This window comes from Agrobacterium sp. LAD9, assembly GCF_003031125.1.
In the GTDB taxonomy this organism is placed as follows: Bacteria; Pseudomonadota; Alphaproteobacteria; order Rhizobiales; family Rhizobiaceae; genus Agrobacterium; species Agrobacterium radiobacter.
The window spans coordinates 1-15,846 of sequence record NZ_PHGS01000027.1; the positions used below are offsets into that span (position 1 = coordinate 1).

Here is a 15,846-nt window from a genome sequence, read left to right on the forward strand (position 1 = left end):
GCAGGACATCGCCCGCCAATACGCCGAGCAGCGTTGATTTACCTGCACCGTTAGAGCCGATGACGGTGACGAAGGAACCATCCTCGATGGTAAGGTCAATCTTGGACAGCGCCTGCTTTTGCAGCGGCGTGCCACGCCCGAAAACGACCTGAATATCGGAAAGGGAAATCACGATGTTGCTCCCCCGCGGCGCAGTCGGGGCAGGATCAATGCGATGGCCACCAATACCGCCGTTACGAAATTGAGATCGGATGCCTTGAGACCCAGCACATCGCTCGACAAAGCGAGCTGGATGGCGAGACGATAGGCGATGGAGCCGAAGACACAGCCGATAAGGGCAATCAGAATGCCGCGCGCACCGAACAGCGTCTCACCGATGATGACGGCGGCAAGCCCGACGACGATGGTGCCGACACCGGAGGTCACATCGGCAAAACCATTGGTCTGCGCAAACAGCGCGCCGCCGAGGGCGACCAGCGCATTCGAAAGCGCCATGCCGAGATAGATCTGGTTACCTGTCTTCACGCCCTGGGCACGCGCCATCCGCGCATTGGCACCGGTGGCCCGCATGGCAAGGCCGGCATCGCTTTCAAGAAAACGCCAGACGAGAATGACCGCGATCAGCACCAGCGCACCGACGAAGAGCGGCCGCACCAGATATTCCGAAAGGCCGAGGCCGTAAAACGGTGAGATCATCGTGTCCTGATTGAGCAGCGCCACATTCGGTTTCCCCATCACCCGCAGATTGACGGAAAACAGGGCGATCATCGTCAGGATCGAGGCAAGCAGGTTGAGAATCTTGAAACGGACGTTGAGCGTTGCGGTCACGATCCCGGCGGCGGCACCGGCAACCATTGCAATCGCCGTCGCGACCCAGGCATTCAGACCGGCGATGATCAGCACGGCAGCCACAGCGGCGCCAAGCGGAAAAGAACCGTCCACGGTCAGGTCAGGAAAATCAAGCACGCGGAAAGCGAGGTAGACGCCGATCGCCACGAAAGCGAAGACCAGTCCCAGCTCCACGGCACCCCAGAAGGCGATTTGGCTCACGGTAATGTCCTTGTTATTGCCGCCATCAGGCGGATACGGGCACCGTCTCGTGCCACGTAAAACGGGCGGCGAAATGCCGCCGCCCGCAATTCAGTCTGGTTTCGGTTCAGTCGATGACCTTGGTGGCGCGCTTCGTGACGCTTTCGGGGAAGGTGACGCCAGCCTTTTCAGCGGCCTTCTTGTTGATCACCAGATCGGTACCGACAGCAACGGTTGCCGGAATGTCGCCCGGCTTTTCACCCTTGAGGATGCGGACGACGACCGCGCCGGTCTGTTTGCCAACGTCGAAATAGTTGAAGCCGAGGGCCGCAACCGCACCGCGGGCAACGGAATCCGTATCGGCGGCGTAGAGCGGGATCTTGGCTTCGGAAGCAACGCCGGCTGCCGCTTCGAAAGCGGAAACGATGGTGTTGTCGGTCGGAACGTAGATCACGTCAGCCTTGCCGACCAGCGCGCGGGTTGCGCCCTGCACTTCGGCGGACTTGGTGGCGACGGATTCGACGATCTTGAGGCCAGCCTTTTCAGCTTCAGCCTTCAGCAAAGCGAGCGTCGAGGCGGAGTTGGCTTCGGCCGAGTTGTAGATGAAGCCGATGGACTTGGCGTTCGGCGAGATTTCCTTGATGAGCGCCAGATGTTCACCAACCGGCAGCATGTCGGAAAGGCCGGTCACGTTGCCGCCGGGCTTTTCCATGCTCTTGACGAGCTGCGCGCCGACCGGATCGGAAACTGCCGTGAAGACGACCGGGATATCACGCGTGGCGGCAACGACGGCCTGGGCGGACGGCGTGGAGATCGGCACGATGACATCAGGAGCGTCGCCCACGAACTGACGCGCGATCTGCGCTGCGGTGCCGGGATTGCCCTGCGCGGACTCGTACAGGAACTTGAGGTTCTCGCCTTCCTTGTAACCGGCTTCGGCAAGGGCGGCCTTCACGCCATCGCGAGCGGCATCGAGCGCCGGATGTTCAACAATGGCGGTGACGGCGACGGTGACGTTTTCGGCCTTGGCCGGCAGAACGAGGGCGCTCGCGGCAGCGAGAGCGAGAATGAATGCGCGCATGGATATCCTCCTGTTGGTTCCCTGTTTTCGTCTTCTTAGGAACAAGACAGTCTGAAATCAATCAGAGAACCGCTGCAAATCAAGCTTTATGGCGTAATTGCGGCTGATTCAGTCATCCGCACCGTGGTTTGCGATCATCATCGCCTCGAAAGCCAGCCTTTCGGTCTTGCGCATGCGCTCGGATTCCGACTTCAGCTGACCGCAGGCGGCGAGGATATCGCGGCCGCGCGGCGTGCGGATCGGCGAGGCATAACCCGCCTGATTGATGAAATCGGCGAACTTCTCGATCTGCGCCCATTCGGAGCACTGGTAGTTCGTGCCCGGCCATGGATTGAACGGAATGAGGTTGATCTTGGCCGGAACGCCCTTCAGAAGCTGCACCAGCATCTTGGCATCTTCCAGGCTGTCGTTGACATCCTTCAGCATCACATATTCGAAGGTAATGCGGCGAGCGTTGGAGAGACCCGGATAATTGCGGCAGGCCTCGATCAGCTCCTTCAGAGGATATTTCTTGTTGATCGGCACCAGCATGTCACGCAGGTCGTCGCGCACCGCATGAAGCGAAATCGCCAGCATGACGCCGATCTCATCGCCGGTGCGGAAGATTTCCGGCACGACGCCGGAGGTGGAGAGCGTGACGCGGCGCTTGGAGAGCGACAGGCCATCGCCATCGGTCGCAATCAGGAGCGCGGTCTTCACATGCTCGAAATTATAGAGCGGCTCGCCCATGCCCATCATCACGATGTTGGAGACCTTGCGGCCCTCGCTCGGCACATAGGCGCCTACCGGCGTCGAACCATCGGGAAAATCGCCGAGCCGGTCACGAGCCAGCAGCAGCTGGGCCAGAATTTCCTCAGCCGTCAGGTTGCGCACCAGACGCTGGGTACCGGTGTGACAGAAGGAACAGGTCAGCGAACAGCCGACCTGGCTCGATATGCACAGCGTGCCGCGACCTTCTTCGGGAATATAGACCGTCTCGATCTCGACGGGGCGTCCCGCACCGCGCGGCGGAAAACGCATCAGCCATTTGCGGGTACCGTCATTGGAGATCTGCTCCTCTACGATTTCCGGGCGGGCAATGGTGAAGGCCGCCTTCAGCTTCTCGCGAAGCTCCTTGGCGACATTGGTCATATTGTCGAAATCGGAGACGCCGCGCACATAAAGCCAGTTCCACAACTGGCTGACGCGCATCTTCACCTGCTTCTGCGGCACGCCGATCTCGGCCAGCGCCTCGCCCATTTCCTCACGCGTCAGGCCAATCAGTGACGGCTTGCCGGACATCAGATCGCTATTGGCGATCAGCGGGGTTTTGACTGCCAGGCCGGCAGGGGCTTGCATTACGGACATCACGCTATCCCATCATTCCATGCATCGCACGACCGGCCTGTCGGATAGGCGGAAAATCGTCTGCATGTCGAGAAAATCAAAGGCGGAGCACTTTTCGCGCATCCGCCTGTCAATGTTGCCGCGCCTTTAGCATCAAACTGGCAAAAACGCAAATGGCCGGTCAATGACCGGCCATTATCAAATGCGATGAAGCGTCAGGGTTACTTGCAGCTCTCAATCTGCTTGAGAGCTGCCGAAATACCCGACAGCGAATAGGAATAGGAGGTCGCGGTGCCGCGGCCTGAGACTGCCTTGACGGTCATGGACTTGCCGCCCTTCATGGCAGCCACGAGAGCCGGTTCTTCAGCGGCGTTTTCAACCCAAGCGGCCTTGTCCTTGGTGAACATGACAAAGTTCTTGTTGTCGATCGTCACATTGACCTTGGAACCCTGCTTGAGCGAATAACCCACCATGGCCTGCGGCTCATAGGAGATATTCTGGCCCGGGCGCTGCGACACGATGAAGAAAATATCGCCGTGGTCGACGCTCGCCGGTTCCTTGGCGGTCGGAATGGAAAGAACGTAGCAGACGGTGCTGTTGCCCGATTTGTACGAATAGGCACCCCATGCATTGAACTGCTGGATGCGCGTGGGCGACTGTGCAGATGCTACGCCGACGCTGGTCAGCAAAATGGCCGCTGCGGTTGCTACACTTCTTACAAACATAGAATTTCCTGCCGGGTTATTGTCTTCCATTGGCCCGAAGCAGCGGCGAGCCCAGTTTCTGGATCGGCCACGTTCAGGTGCGGATCGTCTTTTCTCATTGTGGTCGGAAAGCGGTTACCAAACCGTCAACAACACGCATAAAATGCCGGAAACGTCTTGCGGTGTTACAGATTGGCGACTTCCCGACGCCCTGAGGAGAACGGCGTGGCACGCCCTTCCCTCGTGTGTAAGACACATAAATTCAGGCAAGAATTTGTCACCCGCCGGGCTCTGCCGGACGGACACATCACAGAGACGTTACCCGGCTTCCTGCTGTCGCTTCAGCATGGCGTCAGCGGCCTCGTAGTGCTCCATCTTGATATGAGCGCGGATCATGGCAAGCGCTGCCGTGATGACGGCAATATCATCGGTAAAACCGATGACGGCCAGCACGTCAGGCACGGCATCCATCGGCATGATGAAATAGGCAAGCGCCGCCAGGATGATACCCTTTGCGCGCAGCGGCGTGTCACGGTCGATCGCGCAATAATAGGCCGCCGCCGCATCGCGCGCGAAGGGCACTTTTGACATCACACGCTTCAGCTTGGGCCAGAATTTCGCCCGCACCGCATTTTCACGCTCCTGCTGCCTGTCGGTTTCACCCGGCAGAAGAATTTCACCGATTTTCACATCATCCATGATCGACGGTCCTCCGGTCACGGCTATTATATGGGATTTAAGGTCCGCCGTTCAATTGCTTCGGCCCGCAGCCGCCTTCTGCATGGCTTCGGCCAGAAGAAAATCCCGCTCCGTCACTCCCTGTGAATCATGCGTGGTGAGGCAAACCTTGACCCGCGAATAGACATTGGACCATTCGGGATGATGATTAAGCCTTTCCGCAACAAGTGCGGATTCGGCCATGAAACCGAAGGCTTCCGCAAAACTTGAAAACTTGAAGGAACGGACGATCGCCGCCCCGTCTTCTCGCAGGGACCAGCCCTCGAGTTTCGACAGGGCCTGCCGGATGGCGTCCGGCTCGAGTCTGGGATATTTCATGAACTTGCCTCCGCTTGAGACCCATTAACGCTTCAACGACCGGATCGACGCATATTCCATGAAACATACAGCTATTCTTTTTGTCTGCATGGGCAATATCTGCCGCTCACCGATTGCCGAAGGCGTTTTGAGACATCTTGCCGATGACGCGGCCGTGTCTGACCAGCTCGCTATTGATTCCGCCGGCACCGGCGGCTGGCACGCGGGTGATGCGCCTGATCCCCGGTCCATCGCCATGGCGCGACGGCACGGCATCGATATTTCAAGTCAGCGGGCAAGACAGGTCACCCGGACAGATTTCGAGACTTTCGACCTGATACTCGCCATGGACGAAAACAATCTGGCGAACCTGCTTCAATCGAGCCCGGAAAAACACCGGCACAAAATCCATCTCTTCATGGATTATGCCGTTGGCCGTCGTGAGAACGTCCCCGATCCCTATTACGGTGCCGAGGACGGGTTCCTTGGCGTCTACAACATGCTCTTGGCAGGATGCAGGTCGTTGCTCGAAAAGATGGAGCTGGACCGGGCCTCGTGAAGCGGGAACGCCTCTTCAACGATATAGGGCCCGCCGCCCACCGATTCCTTCGACGACATCAGCACAAAACGTCCGACCGTGAAAGGCGAGGTGCGGAAGTTGCCGCGTCCCGAAAGATAATGAACGACATCGTCCAGCCGCGATGAGCGCAGCCGCGCCAGCGTGACATGCGGCATGAACTTGCGCGGATCGGGCGGGAGACCGATCCTCTGGCAGATTCTCTCGACTTCCGCCTGCAGCGCATGCATTTCCGGAGAGGGAGAAACCCCGGCCCAGATGGAATGCGGTTTCTTGGAGCCGAAGGACCCCATACCGGTGAGATTGAGCTGGAATTCCGGCCTTTCGATCCGATCCAGCCTGTCCACGACCTCATCGGCGGTCCGCCCGTCGATGTCACCGATAAAACGCAGGGTTATGTGATAATTCTCCACATCGATCCACCGGGCTCCCGGCAGACCACCGCGCAACAATGAGAGGCTCATAGCCGCATTGCGCGGAATTTCGAGGGCGGTAAACAGTCTCGGCATGGCGAGCTCCCCGAATCTCTTGGCAGAACAAGCATAGCGAATCACGCAATGCAGATGGGCGCAAGTGCTTATTTTTTTTGCGCACCGATTGTCTTGATGAAGCTTTCAACAGCCGGCAAAGATTTTTCAACCATCATCGCCACACCCCTGGTATTGGGGTGCATCTTGTCATCCAACTTCAGCGCATCATCCGTCACCACGCCATCCAGAAAGAAGGGATAAAGCGGCAGGTTGTATTTTTCGGCAAGCTTCGGAAAGATCGGATTGAAGCGCTTAGCGTAATCTTCGCCCATATTCGGCGGCGCCATAATGCCGACCAGCAACACGGCTATGTTGCGCTTCTGGAAGCCGGAAATGATGGTATCGAGGTTCTTTTCGGTCTGTTCGGGGGGAATTCCGCGCAGGGCGTCATTGGCGCCGAGTTCCAGAATGACCCCATCAGTACCATCGGGAACCGACCATTCCGCCCGCGCCAGGCCGCCGGAGGAGGTATCGCCGGACACACCGGCATTGGCGATGGCGACATTGACGCCCTTGCCCTTTAATGCAGCCTCAAGCTGTGCGGTGTAGCTGTCGGTTGGGGGCAGCTGATAGCCAGCCATCAGGCTGTCGCCGAGGCCGACCAGTTGCCGTGTCCGCTCCTGAGCCGTGACAACAGTGGCGGAAAAGGCGGTAGCGAAAATGACGATGAAGTGAAACAGGGCAGCTTTAAATCTCATCACGGCTTTCCTAACTTGGTTCCCATTGTCTGAAATACCGACCGCATCGACTGCCAGACCGTTTTCATCACCCTATATAGGAACGAGAATTGTGACGAAAAGCATCATAGAGCTGAAGAAAGCCGACCTCACGCTCGGCAATGCCGCCGCCGCCGTTCACGTTCTCAAGAACATCAATCTTTCAATCGGAGAGAGCGAGGCGGTTGGTATCGTCGGCCCCTCCGGCTCGGGAAAGTCGACGCTTCTGATGGTGCTTGCCGGTCTCGAGAGGCTCGATAGCGGTGAAATCATCATCGCGAATACGGAACTGCACAAGCTCGGCGAGGACGCGCTGGCGGATTTTCGCGGCCGAAATATCGGCATTGTTTTCCAGTCCTTCCATCTCATCGCCAACATGACGGCACTGGAAAATGTCGCCGTTCCGCTCGAACTGGCAAACACCCCGAACCCCTTCGAGATCGCCAGGCGCGAACTCGTCGCCGTCGGTCTCGGTGAACGCCTGAACCATTATCCCGGCCAGCTCTCCGGCGGCGAACAGCAACGTGTCGCCATCGCCCGCGCGCTTGCCCCCTCACCGGCCGTACTGATTGCTGATGAACCGACCGGCAATCTCGATACCGATACCGGCAGGCAGATCGCTGATCTTCTTTTTGCCAAACAGGCCGAGCGCGGCATGACGATGATCCTCGTCACCCATGATCCGTCGCTTGCCGCCCGCTGCTCACGGCAGATCAAGGTGCGCTCCGGCGAGATAGAGGGCGACAGCGCGAAGCCCCAGATTGCGCGGGCGGTATCGGCATGACTGGATCTGTTCTCCCGTCTTTTGCCAATGTCAGAAACGCCGCGAGGCTCGCACGGCGAGAAATTCGCGGGGGCCTTCGAGGCTTTTACATTTTCCTTGCCTGTATTGCGCTTGGAACCGGCGCCATCGCCGCCGTCAATTCCGTCTCACGCGCGGTCACCAGCGCCATTGCCACGGAAGGTCAGTCCATACTGGCAGGCGACGTGCGTTTCGAACTGCGCAACAGGGAAGCAACGCAGGAAGAACGGGCCTATCTCGATGGGCTAGGCACCGTCGCGGTTTCCACCGGGCTGCGCTCCATGGCGCGCCTTGCCGACGGTTCCGAACAGACGTTGACTGAGGTGAAAGCCATAGACGGCTCCTATCCGCTCTTTGGCACCTTCGTTGCCGAACCCAACCGGCCGTTAAGCGAGCTTCTGGCTGGCACCGGCGACACCTATGGCGCCATCGCCGCACCGCTTCTGCTCGAACGGCTCGGCATCAAGGTCGGCGATGAAATCCTGCTCGGCAATGTGAAGCTGAAACTGACCGGCACCGTGGTCGACGAACCGGATGCGCTGTCTGACGGCTTCGGTTTTGCTCCGAGGCTGATGGTCAGCCGCGATGCCCTTTTTGCCTCCGGCCTCGTTCAGACCGGAAGCCTGGTGGAACACGCCTACAAGATCAAGCTGAACGACCCGGCGGCGCGGGTAACCATGACCGACGTGGCCAACAAGGCCTTTCCTGACGCTGGCTGGTCCATCCGCACCAGCGACCGGGCGGCACCCTCGCTCACCGAAAACGTCAACCGCTTCTCGCAATTCCTGACGCTGGTAGGCCTCACCGCCCTTATCGTCGGCGGTGTCGGCGTCGCCAATGCCGTCCGCGCGTTTCTGGATTCCAAACGCACCACGATCGCCTCGCTGAAATGCCTGGGCGCACCGGCCTCCGTGGTCACCATGACCTATCTCTTCCAGATCGCCTTCATTGCCGCCGTCGGCATCGTCATCGGCCTTGTGGTCGGCGCTGTCGCGCCACTCATCGCCATGCGGTTTCTGGAAGGCGTATTGCCTGTACCGGAAGAGCTCGCCTTTTACCCCGGCGCTCTCGGTCTCGCCGCCCTGTTCGGCCTCCTGACCACGTTCGCCTTCGCCATCGTTCCCCTTGGCCAGGCGCGTGAGGTTCCGGCAACCGCGCTTTTCCGCGAGCAGGGTTTCGAAGAAGGAAGCTGGCCGTCCTGGCCCTATCTGGCCGCAACCGGCCTGCTGCTGGCGGCGCTTGCCGCCCTCGCCATCTTTTCGGCGGAAGACCGCTTCATCGCCTCGATCTTCCTTGCGGCCATCGCTTTTGCCTTCGTGGTGCTGCGACTGGTGGCTGCGGGCGTAAAGGCCATCGCCAAGCGCAGCCCGCGCGTTCATTCGGCTGCGCTGAGGCTGGCGATCGGTAATATTCACCGGCCGGGCGCACTCACCCCCTCGGTCGTTCTTTCGCTCGGCCTCGGGCTGACCCTCCTCGTAACGCTCACCCTGATCGACGGCAATCTGCGTCGCGAACTGACGGACAGCCTGCCGGAAAAGGCACCGAATTTCTTCTTCGTGGACATTCAGGGCAGCGAAGTTCAGGGCTTCCGCGATCTTTTGAAGCGGGAAGCGCCGGAAGGAGCCCTGACCGAAGTACCGATGCTGCGCGGCCGCATTCTGGCGCTTAACGGCGAGGACGTGACAAAAATGGACGTGCCATCTTCCGGACGCTGGGTGCTGCGCGGTGACCGGGGCATCACCTATTCCCAGGAAATTCCTGAAAACGCGACGCTGACGGATGGAACGTGGTGGGGACCGGACTATAGCGGCGAGCCGCTGGTCTCCTTCGCTGCGAAAGAGGCGGGGGATCTGGGCCTCAAGATCGGCGACACGGTCACCGTCAACGTGCTCGGACGCAGCATAACGGCCAAGATCGCCAATCTGCGCAATGTCGAATGGGAATCCCTGTCGATCAATTTCGTCATGGTGTTTTCACCGAACACCTTCCGCGGCGCGCCGCATGCGTGGCTGGCAACGCTCGCCGACCCCTCCGCAACCGCCGCCGACGAAGGCCGCATATTGCGCGCTGTCACCAACGCCTATCCGACGATCACCAGCGTGCGCGTGAAGGATGCGCTCGACGTCGTCAACCGCCTTGTCGGCCAGCTTGCCACCGCCATTCGCGCCGCTGCCGCCGTCGCGCTGATAGCCTCCGTCCTCGTTCTCGCCGGCGCTCTCGCTGCCGGCAACCGCGCGCGAACCCACGACGCGGTCATCCTGAAAACGCTGGGCGGCACACGAAACCTGCTCATCCGCGCCTTCTCCTACGAATATATGATGCTCGGTCTCGCCACCGCCGTCTTCGCGCTTTTCGCCGGGGGCGTCTCCGCATGGTTCGTGATCGCCCGCATCATGAAGCTGCCCTCCAGCTTCCTGCCGGATGTGGCGATCGGAACCCTCGTCGTCGCCCTCGTCATGACTGTCGGCATCGGGCTCATCGGCACATGGCGAATTCTCGGGCAGAAGGCAGCTCCGGTTCTCAGGCAGGCGGGTGAATGATCGTCGGTTGTGCGCGGCTTAACTTTAACGATTAATTCTTTGTAATGATCGCCAAAACGTGAGCGCTTTTCGCGCATATGGTGTCTTTTCAACTGGAAAAGGCCTTGTATCGGACACGTTCTGCCATCATATTCTTGAGCAGGCTTGCTGAAGCTCCGCAGCGGCGCCCGGGAGGTATCCCGACACCGTAGCAATCACGGAGCTCAAAAGAGGAAACAATGGCTGACTTCAATAACTACCAGAACCGCATGGCGCAGACCCGTGCACAGACTGGTGCGATGATCGATGAAGGTCTTCGCGCCTACATGCTCAAGGTTTACAACCTGATGGCGCTGGCTCTGGTCATCACCGGCGTTGCAGCGTTCGGCACTTATACGCTTGCCGCTTCCAACCCGGCTTTCGCCCAGCTGCTCTACGCATCGCCGCTGCGCTGGGTCGTCATGCTGGCTCCGCTCGCACTGGTTTTCTTCCTTAGCTTCCGTATTCAGAACATGAGCGTTTCCGCCGCCCAGACGACCTTCTGGGTCTATGCAGCGCTGATGGGCGTCTCGCTGTCGGCGATCTTCCTGGTCTTCACCGGCCAGAGCATCGTGCAGACGTTCTTCGTGACGGCCGCTTCGTTCGGCGCGCTCTCGCTTTACGGTTATACGACGAAGAAGAACCTTTCCGGTCTCGGTTCGTTCCTGATCATGGGTCTGTTCGGCCTGATCATCGCTTCCATCGTCAATATCTTCCTTGCATCCTCCGCACTGCAGTTTGCGATTTCCGCAATCGGCGTACTGATCTTCGCAGGCCTGACCGCCTACGACACCCAGAAGATCAAGGAAATGTACTTTGACGGCGACGATGTTGCCGTGGCTGGCCGCAAGGCCATCATGGGCGCGCTGACGCTCTATCTCGACTTCATCAACCTCTTCACCTTCCTCCTGCAGTTCCTCGGAAACCGCGACGACTAAGGTTAAGAGTTCTACTGACAGACATGCGAAAGGCGGCCCTTCGGTCGCCTTTTTATTTGCGAAGATTTCTTCACCTATATCCGTCAGGGCGTGCTGTTCCTGCGAATAGTCCGCTCCTGTTAAAGCTCATTCAATGAGCTTCAGAACCTTGTCGAAGACTTTCAGAACCTGCGGCAATTCATGGCCGCGTTTCAGAATGCGGCCATCCGTATTCACCACGCAATAAGCACCCTGCTTTGCCCCCAGCTTGGGGTTTTTCTCGATCCTGAAAAGCGGCATTTCACCTGATCGCTTGAAGACGGAAAACACCGCCTTTTCCTTCAGGTGATCGATGGCGTAGTCACGCCACTCGCCCTCTCCCACCATGCGGCCATAGATGCGCAGAATCGCATCCAGCTCGCGCCGGTGAAAGGTGACCGGCAAAGGGTCCTTGTTCTTTTTATATTCCCGGAGATCGATAACGGTGGAATTGTCACGTGAAGCGGTCTGCACCTGCTGCACATCCGGTTGATCGGTCATCCAATACCTCCGATTCCACCCAAATCATCCATGCAGTGTGAGCCTGAGGGGGCGAAATTGCAAGTCTTTGCACTACCATGGCGCACAGGACCGGCAATTCCGGGAAAGGTTTCACAGGCCTCGAATTGCAGCCGATCCAGAAGGCGCCAGCACGGAATGGCGCCCCATCCATCCCTCTGGAGGGGCTGCCGACAGCAAAGGCAGAGGTTAAAAATGGTAACCATTTAGGCAGCCATTTTCACATGGCCTGCCGTATTTCGGTCAAACCATGGCCCGAATTGGGTGGAATAGTCCTATTGTCAATTGATGCCTAGGCACCAAGATGACCCGGTCCGGTGCATTGACCCTTTACCCCCAGCCCCCAATGCCCGGACCGGATCTTCCATCGCCGACAGGCGATCAGGGGGTTTCATTTCCAAGCAGGATACTTGCGCCGACAATTGCCGCGGGATCGCCGCCGGCATTTGCCGTCTGCAAAAGCACCGCGCAGCCGCCCTTTTTCACCTTTGCCACCACGCTCGCCGGAAGCTTCACCGTCATCGGTGAACCATCCCACATGCCGACGGTTTGCACGTCATAGACGCTGTGCCAGTAGGACATTTTTTTCCCCTGGTTATCCCCCTTCTGCACATCAACCGTCTGTTCGCGCGTGAAATAGGCGACCACGACATCAGCCCTGCCGCTGCCGGCACCAATATCGATCTCCACCTCGTTTCCGGAAAACTTCGACGAGACCGGGACATTCAGTCCCTTGCCTTCGCGCTTGAAAGCATCGAGCCTGTCGTAGATTCCACGGACATCCGCGCCCTTGACGTGGTCGCGACCATTCAGAATGGCCTGCGGCGTATAGACCCCGTTGCGGCCGAGTGCGCGCATATAGCCATATTGCCGATCGGTATTTTCCTTCGATGCCAGCGAATCCGTCCAGCCCAGATAGTTCCAGTAATCGACATGGTAGGAAAGACCGACGACATCGCCCTTCTGGATCATCTTGCGCAAGGCTTCATCCGCCGGCGGGCACGAGGCACATCCCTGCGATGTGAACAATTCGACGACGCCCTTCACAGCTTCCTGCGCCTGCGCGGAGGTGACGAGAAACGTGCCGAGAAGACATATCGACAGGGGGAATTTCAGCGGCATTACAAAAACCTTTGTCCGGAAGAGATCCAGACGAATTGATGCGATCAATCCTGCCGGGATGCAAACCGGAAAATAACGTCTATTGCCCTTCAATAGAAAGTCACGAAGGGGTGAGCGACAATCACAAAAAAAGAGACTTGAAACGGAAAGACGCCGGGATTCCGCCCGGCGCCTTAGATTTTCAAAGCTTTACGCGACCAGATCGCGAAGAACGGTTTGCAGAATGCCGCCATTGTTCATGTAGATCACTTCATCAAGCGTATCGATGCGGCAGAGAAGCGGAACTTCCTTCACCGTACCGTCGCTGTAGGTGATCTTGGCGATCTTCTTTTCACGCGGCTTGATTTCACCTTCGAGACCATCGATCTCGACGATTTCGTCGCCCTTGAGGTCGAGGCTCGCCCAGGTCGTGCCTTCCTCGAAAACGAAGGGAACGACACCCATGCCGACGAGGTTCGAACGGTGGATGCGTTCGAAGGACTGCGCGATGACGGCCTTGACGCCGAGCAGGTTGGTGCCCTTCGCCGCCCAGTCGCGGGACGAGCCGTTACCATATTCGACACCGGCGAAGATGACGAGCGGAACGCCTTCCGCCTTGTATTTCATCGCGGCGTCATAGATCGACATCTCTTCCTTCGACGGATAGTGGATGGTGTAGCCACCTTCCTTGCCGTTCGGGCCGAGCATGTGGTTGCGGATGCGGATATTGGCGAAGGTGCCGCGCATCATCACTTCATGGTTGCCACGGCGCGTGCCGTACTGGTTGAAGTCGGCCACGGCAACGCCGTGCTCCGTCAGATAGGCGCCAGCAGGCGAAGCAGCCTTGATCGAACCGGCCGGAGAAATATGGTCGGTGGTGATCTTGTCGCCGAAGAGACCGAGGACGCGCGCGCCCTTGATGTTCTTGAGGCCGGTGCCCTTTTTGCCCATGCCGACGAAATAGGGCGGGTTTTGAACATAGGTGGACTGGTCGTCCCAGGCATAGGTCTGGCCCGGCGGAACCTGAACGGCCTGCCAGTTCGCGTCACCCTTGAACACGTCAGCATACTTGGTTTCGTAGAGCTCACGGGTGACGTATTTCAGGATGAATTCCTGGATTTCCTTGGAGGTCGGCCAGATATCCTTGAGATAGACCGGGTTGCCGTTCTGGTCGTCGCCGATCGGCTCCTTGGTCAGATCCTTCTGGACCGTGCCGGCAAGCGCATAGGCCACGACGAGCGGCGGCGAGGCCAGATAGTTCGCCTGCACGTCAGGCGAGATGCGGCCTTCGAAGTTGCGGTTACCAGAGAGAACACCTGATGTGATCAGGCCCTTGTCGTTGATCGTCTTGGAGATCGCAGGCGGCAGCGGACCGGAGTTACCGATGCAGGTCGTGCAGCCGAAGCCGACGAGATTGAAGCCGATCGCATCGAGATCCTTCTGCAGACCGGACTTGTCGAGATATTCGGCAACAACCTGCGATCCCGGTGCCAGCGAGGTCTTCACCCACGGCTTGGACTTCAGCCCCTTGGCGACAGCGTTGCGGGCGAGAAGGCCGGCAGCGATGAGAACCGAGGGGTTGGAGGTGTTCGTGCAGGAGGTGATGGCGGCAATCGCCACATCGCCGTGACCGAGATCAAAAGCTTCGCCTTCGACAGCATAGCGGCTGGTGAGTTGGCCGGGCTTCTTGTAGTCGTTCTCGAGAGCCGTCGCGAAATTCGGTGCGATGGTTTCGAGCGGCAGGCGGCCTTCCGGGCGCTTCGGACCGGCCATGGAGGGCACGACGTCACCAAGATCGAGTTCCAGCGTGTCGGTGAAGACGAGGTCGGAACCATCGCCGGTGCGCCACATGTCCTGCGCCTTGGAATAGGCTTCGACGAGCGCGATACGGTCCTTGGCACGGCCGGACATGGTCAGGTAGTTGATGGTTTCGCCGTCAACCGGGAAGAAGCCGCAGGTCGCGCCATATTCCGGGCCCATATTGCCGATGGTCGCACGGTCGGCCAGAGACATCGAATCAAGGCCGGGGCCGAAGAATTCGACGAATTTGGAGACGACGCCCTTCTTGCGCAGCATCTGCACGACGGTGAGCACGAGGTCGGTCGCGGTGACGCCTTCCTTCACCTTGCCGGTCAGCTTGAAGCCGATGACCTCGGGCAGAAGCATGGAGACCGGTTGGCCGAGCATGGCAGCTTCAGCCTCGATACCGCCGACACCCCAGCCGAGAACGCCGAGACCGTTGATCATGGTCGTATGCGAATCCGTGCCGACGCAGGTATCCGGATAAGCGATCGTCTCGCCGTCCTCTTCCTTCGTCCAGACGGTCTGGCCGAGATATTCGAGGTTGACCTGGTGACAGATGCCTGTGCCGGGCGGAACCACGCGGAAATTCTTGAACGCCTGCTGGCCCCACTTCAGGAAGCGGTAACGCTCGCCGTTGCGCTCATATTCCAGTTCAACGTTGCGGGCAAAGGCGCTCGGCGTGCCGAATTCATCGACGATAACAGAGTGGTCAATGACGAGATCGACGGGAACCAGCGGGTTGATCTTTTCCGGATCGCCGCCAAGAGCCTTGATACCGTCACGCATGGCGGCAAGATCAACCACGGCGGGAACACCGGTGAAGTCCTGCATGAGAACGCGGGCCGGGCGGTAGGCGATTTCGGTTTCGGTCAGGCCCTTGTTACCAAGCCATTCGGACACCGCAAGGATATGTTCCTTGGTGACGGACTGGCCGTCCTCGAAACGCAGCAGGTTTTCCAGAAGAACCTTCATGGAATAGGGCAGCTTGGAAACGCCCTTCAGGCCATTGGCTTCAGCCTTGGGAAGGCTGAAATAGACGTAATCCTTACCGCCAACGGTAAGGACGGAACGACATTTGAAACTGTCGAGTGATTTGGGCATGGATAAAA

At 58.9% G+C, this 15,846-nt stretch carries 16 protein-coding genes; 4 read left to right on the forward strand and 12 right to left on the reverse strand.

Going from position 1 to position 15,846, the window contains the following annotated elements; genetic code table 11:
* The 7 genes from DA915_RS24690 to DA915_RS24720 form a co-directional block, all read right to left on the reverse strand.
* Nucleotides 1-172 (reverse strand): ATP-binding cassette domain-containing protein (locus DA915_RS24690; RefSeq protein WP_153064596.1); only part of this gene is annotated, 172 nt, incomplete at its 3' end.
* Nucleotides 169-1,050, reverse strand: coding sequence for an ABC transporter permease (locus tag DA915_RS24695; protein ID WP_003505036.1), 882 nt, complete (start codon nt 1,048-1,050; stop codon nt 169-171). The genes DA915_RS24690 and DA915_RS24695, both read right to left, overlap by 4 nt.
* 106 nt (nt 1,051-1,156) lie before the next feature.
* Complete coding sequence (locus DA915_RS24700; RefSeq protein ID WP_060725386.1) at nt 1,157-2,110, reverse strand: ABC transporter substrate-binding protein; 954 nt, start codon at nt 2,108-2,110, stop codon at nt 1,157-1,159.
* A 108-nt stretch (nt 2,111-2,218) separates the two neighbouring features.
* Entirely contained in the window at nt 2,219-3,391 is a 1,173-nt protein-coding gene (rlmN, locus tag DA915_RS24705) for a 23S rRNA (adenine(2503)-C(2))-methyltransferase RlmN (protein ID WP_077998729.1), read from the reverse strand.
* A gap of 266 nt (nt 3,392-3,657) precedes the next feature.
* Nucleotides 3,658-4,161: an invasion associated locus B family protein gene (locus tag DA915_RS24710; RefSeq protein WP_003505042.1), complete on the reverse strand. Its 504-nt coding sequence runs from the start codon at nt 4,159-4,161 to the stop codon at nt 3,658-3,660.
* A gap of 297 nt (nt 4,162-4,458) precedes the next feature.
* Nucleotides 4,459-4,839: a YkvA family protein gene (locus tag DA915_RS24715; RefSeq protein ID WP_003505043.1), complete on the reverse strand. Its 381-nt coding sequence runs from the start codon at nt 4,837-4,839 to the stop codon at nt 4,459-4,461.
* 51 nt (nt 4,840-4,890) lie between these two features.
* A complete protein-coding gene (locus DA915_RS24720; RefSeq protein WP_003505045.1) occupies nt 4,891-5,196 on the reverse strand; it encodes a 4a-hydroxytetrahydrobiopterin dehydratase in 306 nt (101 codons plus the stop codon).
* A gap of 58 nt (nt 5,197-5,254) precedes the next feature.
* Here DA915_RS24720 and DA915_RS24725 point away from each other — a divergent pair, with 58 nt between their 5' ends.
* Nucleotides 5,255-5,734, forward strand: a complete 480-nt coding sequence (locus DA915_RS24725; RefSeq protein ID WP_060725384.1) for a low molecular weight protein-tyrosine-phosphatase — start codon at nt 5,255-5,257, stop codon at nt 5,732-5,734.
* Here the strand turns inward: DA915_RS24725 and thpR are convergent.
* Together thpR and DA915_RS24735 are read right to left on the reverse strand one after the other, a co-directional pair.
* The gene (gene thpR / locus DA915_RS24730) at nt 5,668-6,261 is read right to left on the reverse strand and encodes an RNA 2',3'-cyclic phosphodiesterase (protein ID WP_003505049.1); all 594 of its coding nucleotides are present in this window, start codon (nt 6,259-6,261) and stop codon (nt 5,668-5,670) included. The genes DA915_RS24725 and thpR overlap by 67 nt on opposite strands.
* Nucleotides 6,262-6,329: 68 nt before the next feature.
* A complete protein-coding gene (locus DA915_RS24735) occupies nt 6,330-6,980 on the reverse strand; it encodes an arylesterase (protein WP_107677606.1) in 651 nt (216 codons plus the stop codon).
* A gap of 91 nt (nt 6,981-7,071) precedes the next feature.
* Here DA915_RS24735 and DA915_RS24740 point away from each other — a divergent pair, with 91 nt between their 5' ends.
* The 3 genes from DA915_RS24740 (at nt 7,072) to DA915_RS24750 (ending at nt 11,296) form a co-directional block, all read left to right on the forward strand.
* Nucleotides 7,072-7,782 (forward strand): ABC transporter ATP-binding protein, encoded by a 711-nt coding sequence (locus tag DA915_RS24740; protein ID WP_107677607.1) that lies wholly within the window; start codon nt 7,072-7,074, stop codon nt 7,780-7,782.
* Nucleotides 7,779-10,340, forward strand: coding sequence for an ABC transporter permease (locus DA915_RS24745; RefSeq protein ID WP_107677608.1), 2,562 nt, complete (start codon nt 7,779-7,781; stop codon nt 10,338-10,340). The genes DA915_RS24740 and DA915_RS24745 overlap by 4 nt, the downstream gene beginning before the upstream one ends.
* Before the next feature lie 218 nt (nt 10,341-10,558).
* Nucleotides 10,559-11,296, forward strand: coding sequence for a Bax inhibitor-1/YccA family protein (locus DA915_RS24750; protein WP_065114304.1), 738 nt, complete (start codon nt 10,559-10,561; stop codon nt 11,294-11,296).
* Nucleotides 11,297-11,422: 126 nt separating this feature from the next.
* Here the strand turns inward: DA915_RS24750 and DA915_RS24755 are convergent, their stop codons facing one another.
* The 3 genes from DA915_RS24755 to acnA form a co-directional block, all read right to left on the reverse strand.
* Nucleotides 11,423-11,815 carry a DUF2794 domain-containing protein gene (locus DA915_RS24755; protein ID WP_003505057.1) on the reverse strand — a complete coding sequence of 131 codons (393 nt, stop codon included), beginning with the start codon at nt 11,813-11,815 and terminating at the stop codon, nt 11,423-11,425.
* A gap of 399 nt (nt 11,816-12,214) precedes the next feature.
* Nucleotides 12,215-12,955, reverse strand: a complete 741-nt coding sequence (locus DA915_RS24760; RefSeq protein ID WP_003505058.1) for a thioredoxin family protein — start codon at nt 12,953-12,955, stop codon at nt 12,215-12,217.
* A 189-nt stretch (nt 12,956-13,144) separates the two neighbouring features.
* The gene (gene acnA / locus DA915_RS24765; protein WP_107677609.1) at nt 13,145-15,838 is read right to left on the reverse strand and encodes an aconitate hydratase AcnA; all 2,694 of its coding nucleotides are present in this window, start codon (nt 15,836-15,838) and stop codon (nt 13,145-13,147) included.
* Between the last annotated feature and the right edge of the window lie 8 nt (nt 15,839-15,846).

Bases quoted from the DNA above. Each gene is read 5' to 3' on its own strand.
- DA915_RS24710 (WP_003505042.1), bottom strand. From the start codon at position 4,161: ATGTTTGTAAGAAGTGTAGCAACCGCAGCGGCCATTTTGCTGACCAGC.
- DA915_RS24715 (WP_003505043.1), bottom strand. From the start codon at position 4,839: ATGGATGATGTGAAAATCGGTGAAATTCTTCTGCCGGGTGAAACCGAC.
- thpR (WP_003505049.1), bottom strand. From the start codon at position 6,261: ATGCCGAGACTGTTTACCGCCCTCGAAATTCCGCGCAATGCGGCTATG.
- DA915_RS24750 (WP_065114304.1), top strand. From the start codon at position 10,559: ATGGCTGACTTCAATAACTACCAGAACCGCATGGCGCAGACCCGTGCA.
- DA915_RS24755 (WP_003505057.1), bottom strand. From the start codon at position 11,815: ATGACCGATCAACCGGATGTGCAGCAGGTGCAGACCGCTTCACGTGAC.
- DA915_RS24735 (WP_107677606.1), bottom strand. From the start codon at position 6,980: ATGAGATTTAAAGCTGCCCTGTTTCACTTCATCGTCATTTTCGCTACC.
- rlmN (WP_077998729.1), bottom strand. From the start codon at position 3,391: ATGTCCGGCAAGCCGTCACTGATTGGCCTGACGCGTGAGGAAATGGGC.
- DA915_RS24720 (WP_003505045.1), bottom strand. From the start codon at position 5,196: ATGAAATATCCCAGACTCGAGCCGGACGCCATCCGGCAGGCCCTGTCG.
- DA915_RS24700 (WP_060725386.1), bottom strand. From the start codon at position 2,110: ATGCGCGCATTCATTCTCGCTCTCGCTGCCGCGAGCGCCCTCGTTCTG.
- DA915_RS24725 (WP_060725384.1), top strand. From the start codon at position 5,255: ATGAAACATACAGCTATTCTTTTTGTCTGCATGGGCAATATCTGCCGC.
- DA915_RS24745 (WP_107677608.1), top strand. From the start codon at position 7,779: ATGACTGGATCTGTTCTCCCGTCTTTTGCCAATGTCAGAAACGCCGCG.
- DA915_RS24760 (WP_003505058.1), bottom strand. From the start codon at position 12,955: ATGCCGCTGAAATTCCCCCTGTCGATATGTCTTCTCGGCACGTTTCTC.
- acnA (WP_107677609.1), bottom strand. From the start codon at position 15,838: ATGCCCAAATCACTCGACAGTTTCAAATGTCGTTCCGTCCTTACCGTT.